This window comes from Microbulbifer marinus (assembly GCF_900107725.1).
Taxonomy (GTDB): domain Bacteria; phylum Pseudomonadota; class Gammaproteobacteria; order Pseudomonadales; family Cellvibrionaceae; genus Microbulbifer; species Microbulbifer marinus.
On sequence record NZ_FNQO01000005.1, the window covers coordinates 114,630 to 129,196 of the forward strand.

The 14,567-nt window shown below is 61.9% G+C and carries 14 protein-coding genes; 8 read left to right on the forward strand and 6 right to left on the reverse strand.

The annotated features are described in order from the left end of the window. Positions 1–20: 20 nt before the first annotated feature. Genes BLW36_RS15965 through radA form a run of 4 tightly spaced genes read right to left on the reverse strand, consistent with a single transcriptional unit; the run spans position 21 to position 4,030 of the window. A complete protein-coding gene (locus tag BLW36_RS15965; protein ID WP_211567235.1) occupies positions 21–794 on the reverse strand; it encodes an ABC transporter ATP-binding protein in 774 nt (257 codons plus the stop codon). Continuing rightward, the gene (locus tag BLW36_RS15970) at positions 791–1,786 is read right to left on the reverse strand and encodes a FecCD family ABC transporter permease (protein WP_244506296.1); all 996 of its coding nucleotides are present in this window, start codon (positions 1,784–1,786) and stop codon (positions 791–793) included. The genes BLW36_RS15965 and BLW36_RS15970 overlap by 4 nt, the downstream gene beginning before the upstream one ends. Beyond that, positions 1,770–2,579, reverse strand: coding sequence for an ABC transporter substrate-binding protein (locus tag BLW36_RS15975; RefSeq protein ID WP_170833249.1), 810 nt, complete (start codon positions 2,577–2,579; stop codon positions 1,770–1,772). The genes BLW36_RS15970 and BLW36_RS15975 overlap by 17 nt, the downstream gene beginning before the upstream one ends. Positions 2,580–2,629: 50 nt before the next feature. Then, positions 2,630–4,030, reverse strand: coding sequence for a DNA repair protein RadA (gene radA, locus BLW36_RS15980; protein WP_091391028.1), 1,401 nt, complete (start codon positions 4,028–4,030; stop codon positions 2,630–2,632). A gap of 246 nt (positions 4,031–4,276) precedes the next feature. Here radA and BLW36_RS15985 point away from each other — a divergent pair, with 246 nt between their 5' ends. The 7 genes from BLW36_RS15985 to BLW36_RS16015 all read left to right on the forward strand — a co-directional run bounded on the left by BLW36_RS15985 (position 4,277) and on the right by BLW36_RS16015 (position 12,267). Further along, complete coding sequence (locus BLW36_RS15985; protein ID WP_091391029.1) at positions 4,277–4,720, forward strand: pseudoazurin; 444 nt, start codon at positions 4,277–4,279, stop codon at positions 4,718–4,720. A 132-nt stretch (positions 4,721–4,852) separates the two neighbouring features. Continuing rightward, positions 4,853–5,251, forward strand: a complete 399-nt coding sequence (locus tag BLW36_RS15990) for a hypothetical protein (protein ID WP_091391031.1) — start codon at positions 4,853–4,855, stop codon at positions 5,249–5,251. An 82-nt stretch (positions 5,252–5,333) separates the two neighbouring features. Next, the gene (locus BLW36_RS15995; RefSeq protein ID WP_244506297.1) at positions 5,334–6,632 is read left to right on the forward strand and encodes a TolC family protein; all 1,299 of its coding nucleotides are present in this window, start codon (positions 5,334–5,336) and stop codon (positions 6,630–6,632) included. Continuing rightward, positions 6,629–8,080 carry an efflux RND transporter periplasmic adaptor subunit gene (locus BLW36_RS16000; RefSeq protein WP_211567236.1) on the forward strand — a complete coding sequence of 484 codons (1,452 nt, stop codon included), beginning with the start codon at positions 6,629–6,631 and terminating at the stop codon, positions 8,078–8,080. The genes BLW36_RS15995 and BLW36_RS16000 overlap by 4 nt, the downstream gene beginning before the upstream one ends. Continuing rightward, entirely contained in the window at positions 8,077–11,217 is a 3,141-nt protein-coding gene (locus tag BLW36_RS16005) for an efflux RND transporter permease subunit (protein ID WP_091391035.1), read from the forward strand. The genes BLW36_RS16000 and BLW36_RS16005 overlap by 4 nt, the downstream gene beginning before the upstream one ends. A 43-nt stretch (positions 11,218–11,260) precedes the next feature. Next, on the forward strand, positions 11,261–11,878 hold the full coding sequence (locus tag BLW36_RS16010; protein ID WP_091391037.1) for a class I SAM-dependent methyltransferase: 618 nt from the start codon (positions 11,261–11,263) through the stop codon (positions 11,876–11,878). Positions 11,879–11,883: 5 nt separating this feature from the next. Continuing rightward, positions 11,884–12,267, forward strand: coding sequence for a YkvA family protein (locus BLW36_RS16015; RefSeq protein ID WP_091391115.1), 384 nt, complete (start codon positions 11,884–11,886; stop codon positions 12,265–12,267). 14 nt (positions 12,268–12,281) lie between these two features. On the opposite strand, the gene BLW36_RS16020 is transcribed toward BLW36_RS16015, so the two are convergent. Then, the gene (locus BLW36_RS16020; RefSeq protein WP_244506299.1) at positions 12,282–12,845 is read right to left on the reverse strand and encodes a L,D-transpeptidase; all 564 of its coding nucleotides are present in this window, start codon (positions 12,843–12,845) and stop codon (positions 12,282–12,284) included. A gap of 136 nt (positions 12,846–12,981) precedes the next feature. Continuing rightward, positions 12,982–13,743: a polyphosphate kinase 2 gene (ppk2, locus tag BLW36_RS16025; protein WP_091391039.1), complete on the reverse strand. Its 762-nt coding sequence runs from the start codon at positions 13,741–13,743 to the stop codon at positions 12,982–12,984. A 333-nt stretch (positions 13,744–14,076) separates the two neighbouring features. Between ppk2 and BLW36_RS17285 the strand changes: the two genes are divergently transcribed. Beyond that, positions 14,077–14,445 carry a hypothetical protein gene (locus tag BLW36_RS17285; protein ID WP_139304928.1) on the forward strand — a complete coding sequence of 123 codons (369 nt, stop codon included), beginning with the start codon at positions 14,077–14,079 and terminating at the stop codon, positions 14,443–14,445. The last annotated feature ends 122 nt before the right edge of the window (positions 14,446–14,567 follow it).

A 14,567-nucleotide genomic window follows, 5' to 3' on the forward strand; every position in this document is an offset into this window, starting at 1 on the left:
GAGAGAAATCAGTAGGGACGTTAGAGCAAGTCGAGCGGCACGAAATCGGCGACGCCGTCGCGCCAGCGGAATTCGCAGCTGACGCCGTAGACGTCGCCGACCAACGCCGGCGTGAAGACATCTTCCGGCGTGCCCTGGGCGCGCAGATGCCCATCATGCAGCAGCAGGATCCGGTCGCAGTAGCGCGCGGCCAGAGAGAGATCGTGCAGGGCCAGCACCACCGTCTTGCCCGCATCCGCCTGGCGGCGGAAATTCTGCATCAGCTGCAGCTGGTGGCGGATATCCAGCGCCGCGGTGGGTTCGTCGGCAATCAGCAGCGGCGCTTCGCCGACCAGCAGCCGCGCCAGCTGTACCCGGCGCAGCTCGCCGCCGGACAACTGTGTCACCGGCCGGTGCGCAAACTGCTGCGCATCCACCAACTGTAATGCAGCGGCGACGCGCCGCTCGCGGTCTGCCGGCCTGCCCCACGGCAGCAGCCCCAGCGCGACCAGGTCCGCGCTGCTCAGGCTCCAGGCCGGCGTCTCGGACTGGGGCAAGTAGGCGCTGCGACGCGCGCGCTCGGCCGCGGAGATCTGTTCGACGGCTTCGCCGTTCAGTTCGATATGCCCGACAGTCGGCGCCAGCACGCCGGCGAGACACTGCAGCAGGCTGCTCTTGCCAGCGCCGTTCGGTCCCACCACGGCGGTCAGTTCGAACGGCTTGAAGCTACAGCTGATGTCCGTCAGTACGCGATGGTGTCGGCGCTCGAGCGCCAGCTTCAGGCACGAAGCTTCGAGATGCTTTTCTACAGTCACAGCTGTTGCCCCCTGCGCGCACTGACGATCAGCCAGAAAAAGAACGGCGCGCCGATAAAGGCGGTCACCGCCCCTATTCTCAGTTCCTGGGCGCCGACAAAGTTGATCACCAGGATATCCGCCAGCAGCAACAGCAGCGCACCAGCAAGCGCACTGCTCCACAACAAGCGGCCGGGGTCCTGTTTCACCAGCGGGCGCATCAGGTGCGGCACGACGAGACCGACAAAGCCGATAGTGCCGGCCACCGCCACCGCCGCGCCCACGGCGCTGGCAATGCCCAGCAACACCATCAACGGATAGCGGCGGCCGCGAAAGCCGAGGGACGCGGCACTGTCTTCGCCGAGAGACAGCGCGCGCAGATAATTTCTCGCGCAGTAAAGCAACACCCCACCGAACAGGATGAACGGCACCGCCAGCAGCAATTGATCCCAGCCGCGGTTGGCCAGCGAGCCCAGCAGCCAGAAGACGATTTCCTGCATCGCAAACATACTCGGCGCGTAGTTCAGGGCCAGCGCCATCAGTGCGGACAGAAACGCATTGATCGCCACGCCCGCCAGTACCAGCCGGCTGGCACTGGCGCCGCGCCCGGCCAGCATCCACACACAGGCGACCGCACAGAAGGCACCGAATATGGCCAGTGCCGGCAACAGCCAGCCAGACAGCCACGCCAGGCCGTAATACAGCAGCAGGATCGCGGCGAGCGCCGCACCGCTGGATACACCGAGCAGCGCCGGCTCCGCCAGCGGATTGCGCAGCATGCCCTGCATGGCGGCACCGCCCATACCCAGCGCCGCGCCCACCAGGATTGCCAGCAGCGCCCGCGGCAGGCGCAGCTGCCACAGAATCACTGCATCGCTGCTGTCGCTGTGCCAGCCCTGGCTCAGTGCCGCGCCCAGATCCACCGGCACGGGGCCACTGACCAGCGCGGCGATCAATGCCAGCGGCAGCGCCGCGAACAACATGGCGAGAACAAATTTACCGGGCTTCAACAAAGGATTTTCTCTTGTCCGTGAGCTGCTGTAATACATCCGCCGCTACCAGCGCCGGGCAGAAGCCCAACTCCGCCGGCAGCGTGTAGGTGCGACCGCTGTCGATATAATTTTTCAATGCCGGGTGGCGCGCGGCCAGGTGCGCCACGGCGAAATCTTTTTCACCGCCGTAAAAAACCAGCAGGTCCGGCTGCGCGGCGATCACCTCTTCGAGACTGACCCGTCCGAGCTGCTTTACCCCCTGCTTCGCAGCCAGATTGCGAAAACCCGCGCGCTCCAGCAACTGGTGTTCGAGCATGCCGTCGCCGTAGGTAATGTTGTTCGCAGACAGTATCAGCGCCGAGGCCTGTGCCGGCGGCATCGGCGCGGCGAGCAGCTTGTCCAGTTGCTGCTTCTGTTTTTGCAGAGGCTGCAACTGGCCCAGCGTATTTTCCAGTGCGCCCAGCTGGTCGCGCAGCTGTTCAAGGCTGTAGGCATCGGGAATGGCTACGACATTCAGGCCGAGATCGCGCAGCCGCCGCGCCGCGCGCTGGGCACCAAACTGGCCGACGAGTATCAGGTCCGGCTGCAGGCGCAACAGTTCCTCGGCCCGACCGCGGTTCAAATGCACCTGTTCCGGCAGCGGCGCCGAGCGGTAGTGTTCGTTGGCGGAGAGCCAGGTAACCGAAGCGATTTTCTCCGGCGCGACCCAGTTCAGCAGAATCTGATCCAGGCACAGGTTCAGCGAGGCGATGCGCTCGTAGGCCGCCGCCGGCAGCGGCAGCAGGAGCAGGCTTAACAGAAACAGCTTTTTCACCGACACAGACATCCCTGCAATCTGTCGGGCCGCAGCCCGACACTCCTCCATCAAGACATATCGATCGCCGCCAGCGCCTCGGCCAGCGTCTTGACCGGGCGCATCTCCATACCGTCGATATCGTTTTTCAGGCGGTTGGCGGCCGGCACTATCGCCTTGCGAAAACCGTGTTTGGCGGCCTCGCGCAATCGCTCCTGCCCGGATGGCACCGGGCGGATTTCGCCGGCGAGCCCCACTTCGCCGAACACGACCAGGTCGCGGGGCAGCGGGCGGTTGCGGAAACTCGACACCACCGCCAACAGCAGGGTCAGGTCGGCGCTGGTCTCCATCACCTTGACCCCGCCGACCACGTTGATGAATACATCCTGGTCGCCGACCAGCACACCGCCGTGGCGATGCAATACCGCCAGCAGCATGTTCAGGCGGTTCTGGTCCAGGCCGACCGCCACCCGGCGCGGATTGCCGAGACTGCTGTCGTCCACCAGCGCCTGCAGCTCCACCAGCAGCGGGCGCGTGCCCTCCCACACCGAGGTCACCACCGAACCCGCGGCCACCTCCTCGGCCCGCTGCAGGAAGATCGCCGACGGATTGGAGACTTCCTTCAGGCCCTGCTCGGTCATCGCGAACACCCCCAGCTCATTCACCGCGCCGAAGCGGTTCTTATGCGCGCGCAGGGTGCGGAAGCGGGAATCGTGGGTGCCCTCGAGCAGGATGGAGCAGTCGATGATGTGCTCCAGTACCTTGGGGCCGGCGAGGCTGCCGTCCTTGGTCACGTGGCCGACCAGAATCAGTGCCGTGCCGGTCTGCTTGGCGAAGCGGGTCAGGTAGGCGGCGCTCTCGCGCACCTGCGCCACGGAGCCGGGCGCCGACTGCACGTCACCCATATGCATCACCTGGATGGAATCCACCACCATCACCCGCGGCTTGACCTCCTTGGCCACCTGGCAGATACGCTCCACATCGGTTTCGCTGAGCATCTGCAGGTCGTCTGCCGGCAGGCCCAGACGCCTGGCGCGCATGGCGACCTGCTGCAGGGATTCCTCGCCGGTGATATAGAGCGCGGGCATGTTCTTGGACAGGTGGCACAGGGTCTGCAGCAGCACCGTCGACTTGCCGGCGCCCGGGTGACCACCGATCAGCACCACCGAACCCGGCACCAGGCCGCCGCCGAGCACGCGGTCCAGTTCGGAGGCCGAGGTCGGGATACGCGGCAGTTCGCTGAGATCTATCTCCGAAAGCTTCTGTACCTTTCCATGGCCGGCAGCGGCGGCACCGGCATAGCCGCTCTGGGCATCGGTAAAGTTGGCCGCACGACTGTCGCGGTGCTCGGGGCCGAGGCGCACTTCGCTGAGACTGTTCCAGGTACCACAGGCACTGCACTGGCCGGCCCACTTCGAGTAGTCGGCGCCGCACTCGTTACATACATAAGCGGTTTTGCGTTTCGTGGCCAAAGCCGATCCCCTGTCATCAACCCGCTGAAAAAACTGCCGCACAGTTTACCCCGTATCGGGGCCGGCCGCCCAAATCCCGGCTCAGCTTCAGCGCGCAGGCCCCCATATCGACGCCCGGCGCGCGATTGATCCAGATCAATAGGCGGCCCGTTGTGCGCGACTAACATCGCCACGTGCTGAACCGGTTGGATAGGCCGGTCACAGGCACTAACCAGTAGATAATTCACCACAAAGAAGGACGCAGTCATGCCTTTCCAACTTCTCCGCCACGCCATTCTGGCGCTCGCACTGGGCGCCACCCCTGCCCTGGCAGCCGACCACGAAGTGCAGATGCTCAATCAGGGCGCGGATGGAATGATGGTCTTCGAACCGGCCTTTCTCGCCGTGCAGCCCGGCGATACCGTGACCTTCGTGCCCACCGATGTCGCCCACAACAGCAGCTCCGTCCTGTCTCCGCAAGACGGCGCCACATGGAAAGGCACTATGGGACAGAAGGTGTCCGTCACACTGGAGAAGGAAGGGGTCTACCTCTATCAATGTGATCCCCATCTGGCCCTGGGCATGGTGGGCATCATTCAGGTCGGCAAGGCGGTGAATCTGGAAGCGGCGCAGCAGCAGGCGCAGACCATCAGCGGCCAGATTGCGATGAACAAGGAGCGGCTCAGCCAGTACCTGGACAAAGTACAGTAATAGGGTCAACCCGGCGCGGATCTGATGCGCGATGAGGACTACTCAATGCCAACAGAAACGCGCCGCCATACGAAAATTACAACTCTGTGTTATGGTTTTAACTCTGTCCATTAGTCTTCGGGGCAATTCCCGGTGAAACGCAAGCTCGCAGCAATACTGCTTCTCGCGGTGGCCCTGATCGGCCAGGCCGTCGCATCCGTATTGCCGCCGGCCTGGGCCCCGCTGGAAAAAGACACCGCAATAGCGATGCCGATGGACTGTATGGATATGCCCGGCATGGATATGCCCGGCATGGAAATGCCCAGCGGCAAATATGCCGCGCAGGAATCCGGCACAGCCGGCACAGATGGTTGCGGCTGTTGTCCAAACCCCGGTAGCGCCTGCGCTGTCGGTGGTTGTAGCGTGTCGATACTGCCGCCCTCGCCGCTGGAATCTCTGGCATCCCTCTTACCACTTGCTGGCGCCCCAGCCCTAAGCAACCCCATCCCTCCGGTCCCGCTGTCCCAGCTCTTCCGTCCGCCGATTGCCTGATTTCCCAGGCGAAGTGCGCCTGCAGATCCCGTAACCGGTCATAAGGCCGCCGTTACCCATCGAGCAGTGAAGAGCAAATCCAATGAGATCCCCTATTTACGCCGCGATGCTGTTGCTCGCGGCCGCGCTGACGTCACCGCCCGGCGCAGCGGAAGACAAGCTGACATTCGAACAGGCCATCGCCATCGCCGTGGCGAGCGATCCGTGGCTCGACGGCAGCCGCTATTCCGAGGCCGCACTGGCGGATGAAGCCATTGCCGCCGCCCAGCTGCCGGACCCGCAAGTTGCGGTCACCGCGCTCAACTTCCCCACGGATACGTTCAATTTCGGCCAGGAGCCGATGACGCAATTCGCCCTCGGCATCAATCAGATGTTTCCGCGCGGCGAGAGCCGCGCGCTCTCCCGCCAGCAGAAAGAGCTGCTCGCCGCCCGCGAACCACTGCTGCGCGCGGATCGGCGCGCCAGGGTAACCGTCACGGTCGCGCAGTTATGGCTGGACGCCTACGGCGCACGCGAGAGCATCCACCTTATCGAGGGCGACCGCGCACTGTTCGAGCAACTGGTGGATGCCGCCGTGGCCGGCTATGCGTCGGCCCGGGGCCGCGCGCGTCAGCCAGATGTCATCCGCGCACAACTGGAACTGACCCGCCTCGACGACCGCTTGACGATGCTGCGGCAACGCCAGGACAGTGCCGAGCGCAGACTGGCCGAATGGGTCCAAGACGCCGGAACTACCGGCGGCGCCCTGCCACACCTGGAACCGCTACTGCCGGTTACGGACAACCGGGCCCCGTCCGACTGGTACCAGCAGCTGCGCCTGCACCCGGCAGTACTGGCGCTGGACGCGAAGATCGATGCGGTGGCCACCGGTATCGATCTGGCGCGACAGAAATACAAACCCGAGTGGGGCCTCAAGGCCGCCTACGGTTTCCGCGGCGAAGACCCGCAGGGGCAGGACCGGACAGACCTGGTCACCGTCGGCGTCAGTTTCGATCTGCCGCTGTTCACTGAAAAGCGGCAGGACAAAACGCTCAGTGCCGCAGTGGCGCGCACCGCCGCCACGGAAACCGAGAGATCCCTGTTGCTCCGGCAACTGCTGGCGCAGCTCGAGAATTCGCGCCTGCAACTCATCCGCCTCGATCAGCGCCGCGCCCTCTATCGGCAACAACTGCTGCCGCAGATGCGCGAGCAGGCCGAGGCATCACTGGCCGCCTACTACAACGACGAGGGCGATTTCGCCGAGGCGGTGCGCGCACGCATCGCCGAACTCAATGCCAAGATCGATGCGCTCGATATCGAGGTCGACCGCCTGCAGATCATCGCGCAGTTGAATTACCTGCTCGCGCAGGTTCCCGCGGACACAGGAGAGCCGCAAAAATGAATAACCGCATCAAAACAACACTATTGATCGCGCTGGGCGTCGCGATCGGCATCTCCGCCGCACTGCTACTGCGCGGCGACCGGGAAGAGGCAGCCACCGGCGGCGAACGCAAGCCGCTGTACTGGGTTGCGCCGATGGACCCCAACTACCGCAGGGACAAACCCGGCAAGTCACCCATGGGCATGGACCTGGTGCCCGTCTACGAAGAGGAACAGGGCGAGAGTGATTCGCCGGGCACGGTGCGCATCTCTCCGGAGGTGGTCAATAACCTCGGCGTGCGTACCGCCGCCGTTGAGCGCGGCCGCTTCGATGCGGAAATCAGGACCGTGGGCTATGTGCAGTACGATGAAAAGCAGCTGGTACAGATCAATCCCCGGGTCGAGGGCTGGATAGAAAAGCTCTACGTGGATGCCGAGGGAGATCCGGTAAACCGTGGCATGCCCCTGTACACCATCTATTCGCCGGAACTGGTCAATGCCCAGGAGGAGCTGGTGCTGGCGCTGAAGCACAACAACCGTGTCCTGATAGACGCAGCGCGCGAGCGTTTGCGCGCGCTGCAGTTGCCGCGGAGTGCCATCGACGAATTGATAAAAACCCGCAAGGTGCGCCGCACCGTCACCGTTTACGCGCCCCAGTCCGGCGTCGTGGACAAGCTCAATGTGCGCGAAGGTATTTTCGTCAAACCGGGTATGGCAGTGATGTCGATCGCCTCGCTCGACGAGGTGTGGGTTATCGGCGAAGTTTTCGAGCGCCAGGCGGCATTGGTAAACAAGGGCGACCCGGTCACCATGCGGCTGGATTACCTACCCGGACAGAGCTGGACCGGCACGGTCGATTACATCTACCCGACCCTGGATGAAAAGACCCGCACGGCGCGGATACGCGCGCGCTTCGGCAATCCGGATCACGATCTGAAGCCGAATATGTTTGCGCAGCTCACCATTCACGCGCGCCGCGGAAAGGAGACGCTGCTGATTCCGGCGGAAGCGCTGATTCGCACCGGCGGCAAACCACGCGTGGTGCTCGCGCTAGGCGAAGGCAGGTTCAAGTCGGTCAACGTGCAGACAGGCCGCATCGGCGAGCAGCAGGTGGAAATACTGGCGGGGCTTCGCGAGGGCGAGCGCATTGTTACCTCGGCGCAATTCCTGATCGACTCCGAATCCAGCAAGACTTCGGATTTCATGCGCATGGATCCCCGGCGCCAGATGGATCACAGCGAGCATGGCGAGCACAGTGACCACGGCGGGCACAAAGAGAACAACGAGCACGAAGAGCACAAGGAACACAACGAGCACAACGAGCACGAGAACAACGAGCACGAGAACAACGAGCGCAGTGATCACAACGAGCACAGCGATCACAACGACCACAGCGACCACAGCGATCACAGCAATCACAGCAATCACAGCAAGCATGACGGTCACGGCGAGCATGGAGAACAGCCATGATTGCCGCCGTTATCCGCTGGTCGGTCAACAACCGCCTTTTCGTGCTGCTGGGGACGCTGTTGCTGGTCGGTGCCGGAATCTATTCGCTGCAGAGGACACCGGTGGATGCGATTCCGGATCTGTCTGATGTGCAGGTGATTATCAAAACCAGCTACCCGGGCCAGGCGCCGCAGGTGGTCGAGGACCAGGTTACCTATCCGCTCACGACGGCGATGCTGTCGGTGCCCGGTGCGGTCACCGTGCGCGGCTTCTCGTTTTTCGGCGATTCCTATGTCTATGTCATCTTCGACGACGACACCGATGCCTACTGGGCGCGCTCGCGGGTACTGGAATACCTCTCCCAGGTGGCGCCGACCCTGCCGGCCAATGCACGGCCGCAATTGGGGCCGGATGCCACCGGCGTCGGCTGGGTATATATCTATGCGCTGGTCGACCGCAGCGGTAAACACGATATCAGCGAACTGCGCAGCCTACAGGACTGGTTCCTGAAGTACGAACTGCAGACGGTGCCCGGCGTATCCGAAGTGGCGGCGCTCGGCGGTATGGTCAAGCAGTACCAGGTCAAGGTGGATCCGGAAAAGCTGCGTGCCTACGGTATTCCGCTATCCCATATCCAGATGGCGATACAGCGGGGCAACCAGGAGGTGGGCGCCTCGGTGGTGGAAATGGCAGAAGCCGAATACATGGTCAGGACCAGCGGCTACATCCAGAGTATCGACGATCTGGCCGGCGTTCCGCTCGGCATGGACGTCAACGGCACTCCCATCCTGCTCAAGGATCTGGCCGATATCACACTGGGCCCACAGGCGCGGCGCGGCATCGCCGAACTGAACGGCGAGGGCGAGGCAGTCGGTGGCATCGTGGTGATGCGCTTCGGCGAAAATGCCCAGGAGACCATCGACGGCGTCAAGGCCAAGCTGGAAAAACTCAAGGCGGGTCTGCCCGAGGGCGTGGAGATAGTCACCGTCTACGATCGCTCTTCGTTGATCGAGCGCGCGGTGGAAAACCTCTGGCACAAGCTGCTGGAGGAATTCATTGTGGTGGCATTGGTGTGCGTGGTATTTCTGTTCCACCTGCGCTCGTCGCTGGTCGCCATTATCAGTCTGCCGGTAGGCATACTCGCCGCCTTTATCGTTATGCACCTGCAGGGGCTCAACGCCAACATCATGTCCCTGGGCGGCATTGCCATCGCCATCGGCGCAATGATTGACGGCGCGATCGTAATGATCGAGAACATGCACAAACATATGGAACGTACGCCGCTCACCGACCAAAACCGCTGGCAGATCGTCACCGAGTCTGCGGCGGAAGTGGGCCCCGCGCTGTTCTTCAGCCTGCTGATTATTACCGTGAGCTTCCTGCCGGTTTTTGCCCTCGAGGCGCAGGAGGGACGCATGTTCTCGCCGCTGGCATTCACCAAAACCTATGCGATGGCGGCGAGCGCGGCACTGGCGGTGACACTGGTGCCGGTACTGATGGGCTACTTCATTCGCGGACGGGTATTGCCCGAGCACAAGAACCCGCTGAACCGCTGGCTGATCGGCGCCTACATGCCGACGCTCAAGCGGGTGCTGCAATTTCCGAAAACCACCCTCGCGCTGGCACTCGCATTGCTGCTCACCGCGCTGTGGCCGCTCGGTAAAATCGGTAGCGAATTTATCCCGCCGCTGGATGAGGGCGACCTGATGTATATGCCCACCACCTACCCCGGTCTTTCCATCGGCAAGGCGCGCGAGTTGCTGCAGCAGACCGACAAGCTGATCCGCACCGTGCCCGAAGTCAAAACCGTGTTCGGCAAAATCGGTCGCGCCGAAACCGCCACCGACCCGGCGCCGCTGACGATGATCGAAACCTTTATTCAGCTGAAGCCGCACGACCAGTGGCGCGACGGCATGACCACGGAAAAATTGCAAAAGGAACTGGACGCACTGGTCAAGCTGCCCGGCGTCACCAACGCCTGGGTAATGCCGATCAAGACCCGCATCGACATGCTCGCCACCGGCATCAAGACACCGGTGGGCATCAAGGTCGCGGGGCCGGACCTTGAACAAATACAGCAGATAGGACAGCAGCTGGAGCAGATTCTGCAGCAGGTGCCCGGCACCGCGTCGGTGTATTCCGAGCGGGTTGCCGGCGGCCGCTATATCAAAGTGGACATAGATCGGGCGCGCGCCGCCCGCTACGGGCTCAATATCGCCGACGTGCAGCAGGTTGTCGCCACCGCTGTCGGCGGTATGAATGTGACCCAGACTGTCGAGGGGCTGGAGCGCTACCCGGTCAACCTGCGCTACCCGCAAGATTACCGCGACTCGCCGGAGCAACTGGCGGCGCTGCCGATCGTCACGCCGGCAGGGCAGCGCATCGCCCTGGGCGACGTGGCAAAAATCGCGGTGACGGGCGGCCCGCCGGCGATAAAGAGTGAAAATGCGCGGCTGAATGGCTGGAGCTTCGTGGATATCGAGGGCGTGGATATCGGCAGCTATGTCGCCCGGGCGCGGACTGTCGTCGAGGAAAAACTGCAGCTGCCGGCCGGCTACTCGGTGACCTGGTCGGGTCAGTATGAGTATATGCAGCGGGCGATAGAAAAACTCACCTATGTGGTCCCGCTGACACTGCTAATTATCGCCCTGTTGCTGTACATGAATTTTCGCAATGTCTGGGAGGTGGCCATCATCATGGGCACCCTGCCGCTGGCGCTGGTCGGCTCGCTGTGGCTTATCTACTTGCTCGATTTTAATTTTTCCGTCGCCGTCGGCGTCGGCTTTATTGCACTAGCCGGGGTGGCGGTGGAAATCGGCGTGATCATGCTCGTATATCTGAACCAGAGCTACGCCAAAATGCATGATGACAGCGTGGACGAGGGCGCGAGTCCCGGCGAGGAGTCCCTGCGCGACGCGGTACTGACCGGCGCCGGGCTGCGGGTGCGCCCGGTAATGATGACCGCCGCCGCCATCGTCGTCGGTCTGCTGCCGATACTGTTCGGTACCGGTACCGGCTCCGAAGTCATGAGTCGCATTGCCGCGCCGATGGTCGGCGGTATGTTGAGCGCCCTGCTGCTGACGCTGCTGGTGCTGCCGGTGGTATTTTATCTGTGGAAACGCCACTCGCTCACCACAGTAGGAGAAAAATCAAAGTAGCAAACGGCGAGAGTCATTTTCTGCAATAACGGGAGATCCAGCTCTGAAAGAGAAAAACCACTGGGAAAAAGTCTACAGCTCAAAATCGGAAGACGAAGTCAGCTGGTTCCAGGAGCACGCCGAGGTGTCGGTTCGGCTGATCGAGCAGACGGGTGCATCCAAGTCCGCCAATATCATCGACGTGGGCGGCGGCGCCTCCAAGCTGGTGGACGATCTGCTGGACAGGGGTTACGACAACCTCACCGTGCTCGACCTGTCCGCCGAGGCGCTGGCCAAGGCCCGACGCAGACTGGGCGCAAAGGCGGACAAGGTACGCTGGCTGGAAGCCAACATCCTGGAAATCGACCTGCCCAATCAGGCCTATGATGTCTGGCACGACCGCGCGGTGTTCCACTTCCTGACGGACGAGCGGGAGCGCAAGGCGTATGTGGATGCAGTGCTGTGCGCGGTAAAACCCGGCGGCCATGTGATAGTGGCGACCTTCGCCGAAGACGGCCCGGAAACATGTAGCGGCCTGCCGGTGGTACGCTACAGCGCGGACCAGCTGCACGGCGAGTTCGGCGCGCCGTTTGATCTGCTGGGACAGGAGCGGGAGGAGCACCACACGCCGGCGGGTGTGGTGCAATGTTTCGTTTACTGTTTCTGCCGCAAGCTGGATTGATCGCAATGGTCAAGCGACTGAAGCACTTTGCACGGAAAATGCAACAGCAGCTGCAGGTGCTCTACCTCGCGAGCCGCGACCCGCGAACCCCACTGCTCGCCAAGCTGCTGCTGATCGCCGTGGTCGCCTACGCGCTCAGCCCGATCGACCTGATCCCGGATTTTATTCCGCTGCTCGGCTACCTGGACGATCTGCTACTGCTACCGCTGGGTATTTGGCTGGCGATAAAGCTGGTGCCGCCGGACTTGTGGCTCGAACTGCGGGCCCGCGCCGAGGCTGAGCCGCTGTCATTGCCGAAAAATTTTCGCGCGAGCGCCGTCATTGCGATCTTGTGGATCGCCGCGCTCACCGCTGTGGCCTACTGGCTCTGGAAAGGACTGGGCGGTTAGAACCAGCGGAAGCCTCAATCAGTGACGATTACCGGCGTACCCACCCGTGCGTAGCGAAAGAATTTCTGCGCCATATGCCGCGGCATGCGCACACAGCCGTGCGATGCGGGATAGTTGGGTACGTCTCCGGACGCGTGCAGCCCGATACCACCATTGAAGCGGATAAAATAATCCATCTTGGCACCGCGGTAGTAGGTGCCGGGCGGGCGGCGGTGCTTGCGGGTGTCTACGTCGGCACGCACCACACGGTGGGTGTTCCGGTCGACATAGCTGCCGTAGAGAGTAGAGCGATGCCTGAGCTTTTTCCCCCTGACCCGGTAGCTGCCTTTGGGTGTTCGATAACCGGCCCGACCGGAAGAAATTCTGGAAATACCTACCAGCTCTCCACCCATATAGAAATAGGCGCGCTGCTCACCCAGGGAAATTCGAATAGATGGCGCACCGGAGATATCGACCGCAGCCTCGTCGTCAAACCAGCCGACAGAATCGGCAGAGACCTGAGCCGGAGCCAGCAGCAGAGCGACGAAGCACATTACCAGCGCGGCAATAAAAGGACTGTACTGGCTGTTCGGGCGCATAGAATCACCTCCCGATTATCCAGAATAATGTCGCGTGGCAATGATCCGTAGCGCCCACTGCATATTGGGTCCGCAACGCCAGGAGAAGAGATGGGCCGCGGCCCGGTTAGTCACTGAAAGGCTGCTCGGCAGTAATTCAGGGCGCTATCTTGCCACTGAGCAGATGCGCTCCGTCGTAGGGAAAAATGATATCCGGATCCGGAGTCTCGGCTTGCCGGTCGCACTCCGGGCACTGCACCACCGTGAGTAGATGGCGGATCACATTCAGTCGCGCGGTTTTCTTGTTGTTGGCCCGCACCACGTACCAGGGCACCATTTCGCTGTGGCTCTTGGCAAACATCTCGTTGCGGGCAACGCTGTACTCCCTCCAGTGCTTGATCGCCACCTCATCGACGGGGCTGACCTTCCACTGTTTGAGCGGATCCACCCTGCGCGCCTTCATGCGTTTTTTCTGTTCTTCCTTGTCGATATCCAGATAGTACTTGATGATCTGGATACCGGAGCGCACCAGCATCGTTTCGAACGGCACCACCGAATCCATAAAGTCCCGGTACTCCTGATCGGTACAAAAACCCATGACCCGTTCGACGCCGGCGCGGTTGTACCAGCTACGGTTGAACAGCACCATTTCCTGACACGATGGCAGGTGGGGCACGAAGCGCTGAAAATACCAGCTGGCGCTATCCCGGTCCGAGGGTTTGCCCAGCGCCACCACCCGGGTCTCGCGCGGGCTCAGGTGCTCTACGATACGTTTGATCGTACCGTCTTTACCGGCGGCGTCTCGCCCTTCGAACAAAACGAGAATCTGCAGATCGTGCGCAATCAGGTGACGCTGCAGTGTCACCAAATCGATTTGCAGTTCACGCAGTGCCTGCTTGTAGCCTTTTTTGCTGTTCAATGTTTAGCCGCTGCATGTCAATTCATCACCAGCGCAAATCCCGCCAGCGAAAACTACTTGCCCGTGGCAAGTCACCAAATCTTCGACAGGAGCCAATCGGTATAGCAATCGCATATCGGCAAACTATAGCCTGAGCGGATAGCGATCCGCAGTTCGCCCAATTGTTCATTATCAGTCCAGGTTTTTATTCAGATAAATTGCTACGTCGCCGATCTGCGCAGTGGATACCGATCACCGCAAATGGTGGCAACGGGGCTTGTCCTTTTCCGCTTTGGCACGTAATCTCGACAGCTAATCAGACAATAAAAGTTTCGGAATCACCCCGAATCATTCATGAACGACGCGCTCTCCCGGATACTGCTGATATTTCTGCTACTGGCATTGAACGGCCAGGCCTTTGCAGCACCCTGCGCGTCCACTCGTGACGGCGACAATAGCCATCATCAGGGTGCCGAGCCGGCGACTGCCGATCACTGTGCCGTTGCCGAGAACGCACATCACTGCGAATCCGGTGATGCGGACGAAACGCTCGAAGCCTGTGAACAGGCCTGCAGCTGCTGTCCCGGTCACTGCGCAAGTGCCATGCCGGGCAGTGAAATCCACGGTTCGGCGAACCTGCCCACGATGGCGAAGGCCGTCTACGCTGAACTCCATTCCTCTCCTCTTCCCGAAGCAGCTCTACGCCCTCCCATCGCCGCCTGACGCGGGATAGGTGCGCCTACTGAAAACCCATTCTGCCACTGCGCAGACTGAACAATCACTTCGGTAGGCTGGGGTATCGCCTGTATTCCCGCCCTGACCAGTCATGTCCGAAATCGCACGGT

Coding starts and splice junctions, on each gene's coding strand:
- BLW36_RS15985 (WP_091391029.1), top strand. CDS start 4,277: ATGCCTTTCCAACTTCTCCGCCACGCCATTCTGGCGCTCGCACTGGGC.
- BLW36_RS16005 (WP_091391035.1), top strand. CDS start 8,077: ATGATTGCCGCCGTTATCCGCTGGTCGGTCAACAACCGCCTTTTCGTG.
- BLW36_RS16000 (WP_211567236.1), top strand. CDS start 6,629: ATGAATAACCGCATCAAAACAACACTATTGATCGCGCTGGGCGTCGCG.
- BLW36_RS16015 (WP_091391115.1), top strand. CDS start 11,884: ATGGTCAAGCGACTGAAGCACTTTGCACGGAAAATGCAACAGCAGCTG.
- BLW36_RS16020 (WP_244506299.1), bottom strand. CDS start 12,845: ATGCGCCCGAACAGCCAGTACAGTCCTTTTATTGCCGCGCTGGTAATG.
- BLW36_RS17285 (WP_139304928.1), top strand. CDS start 14,077: ATGAACGACGCGCTCTCCCGGATACTGCTGATATTTCTGCTACTGGCA.
- BLW36_RS15995 (WP_244506297.1), top strand. CDS start 5,334: ATGAGATCCCCTATTTACGCCGCGATGCTGTTGCTCGCGGCCGCGCTG.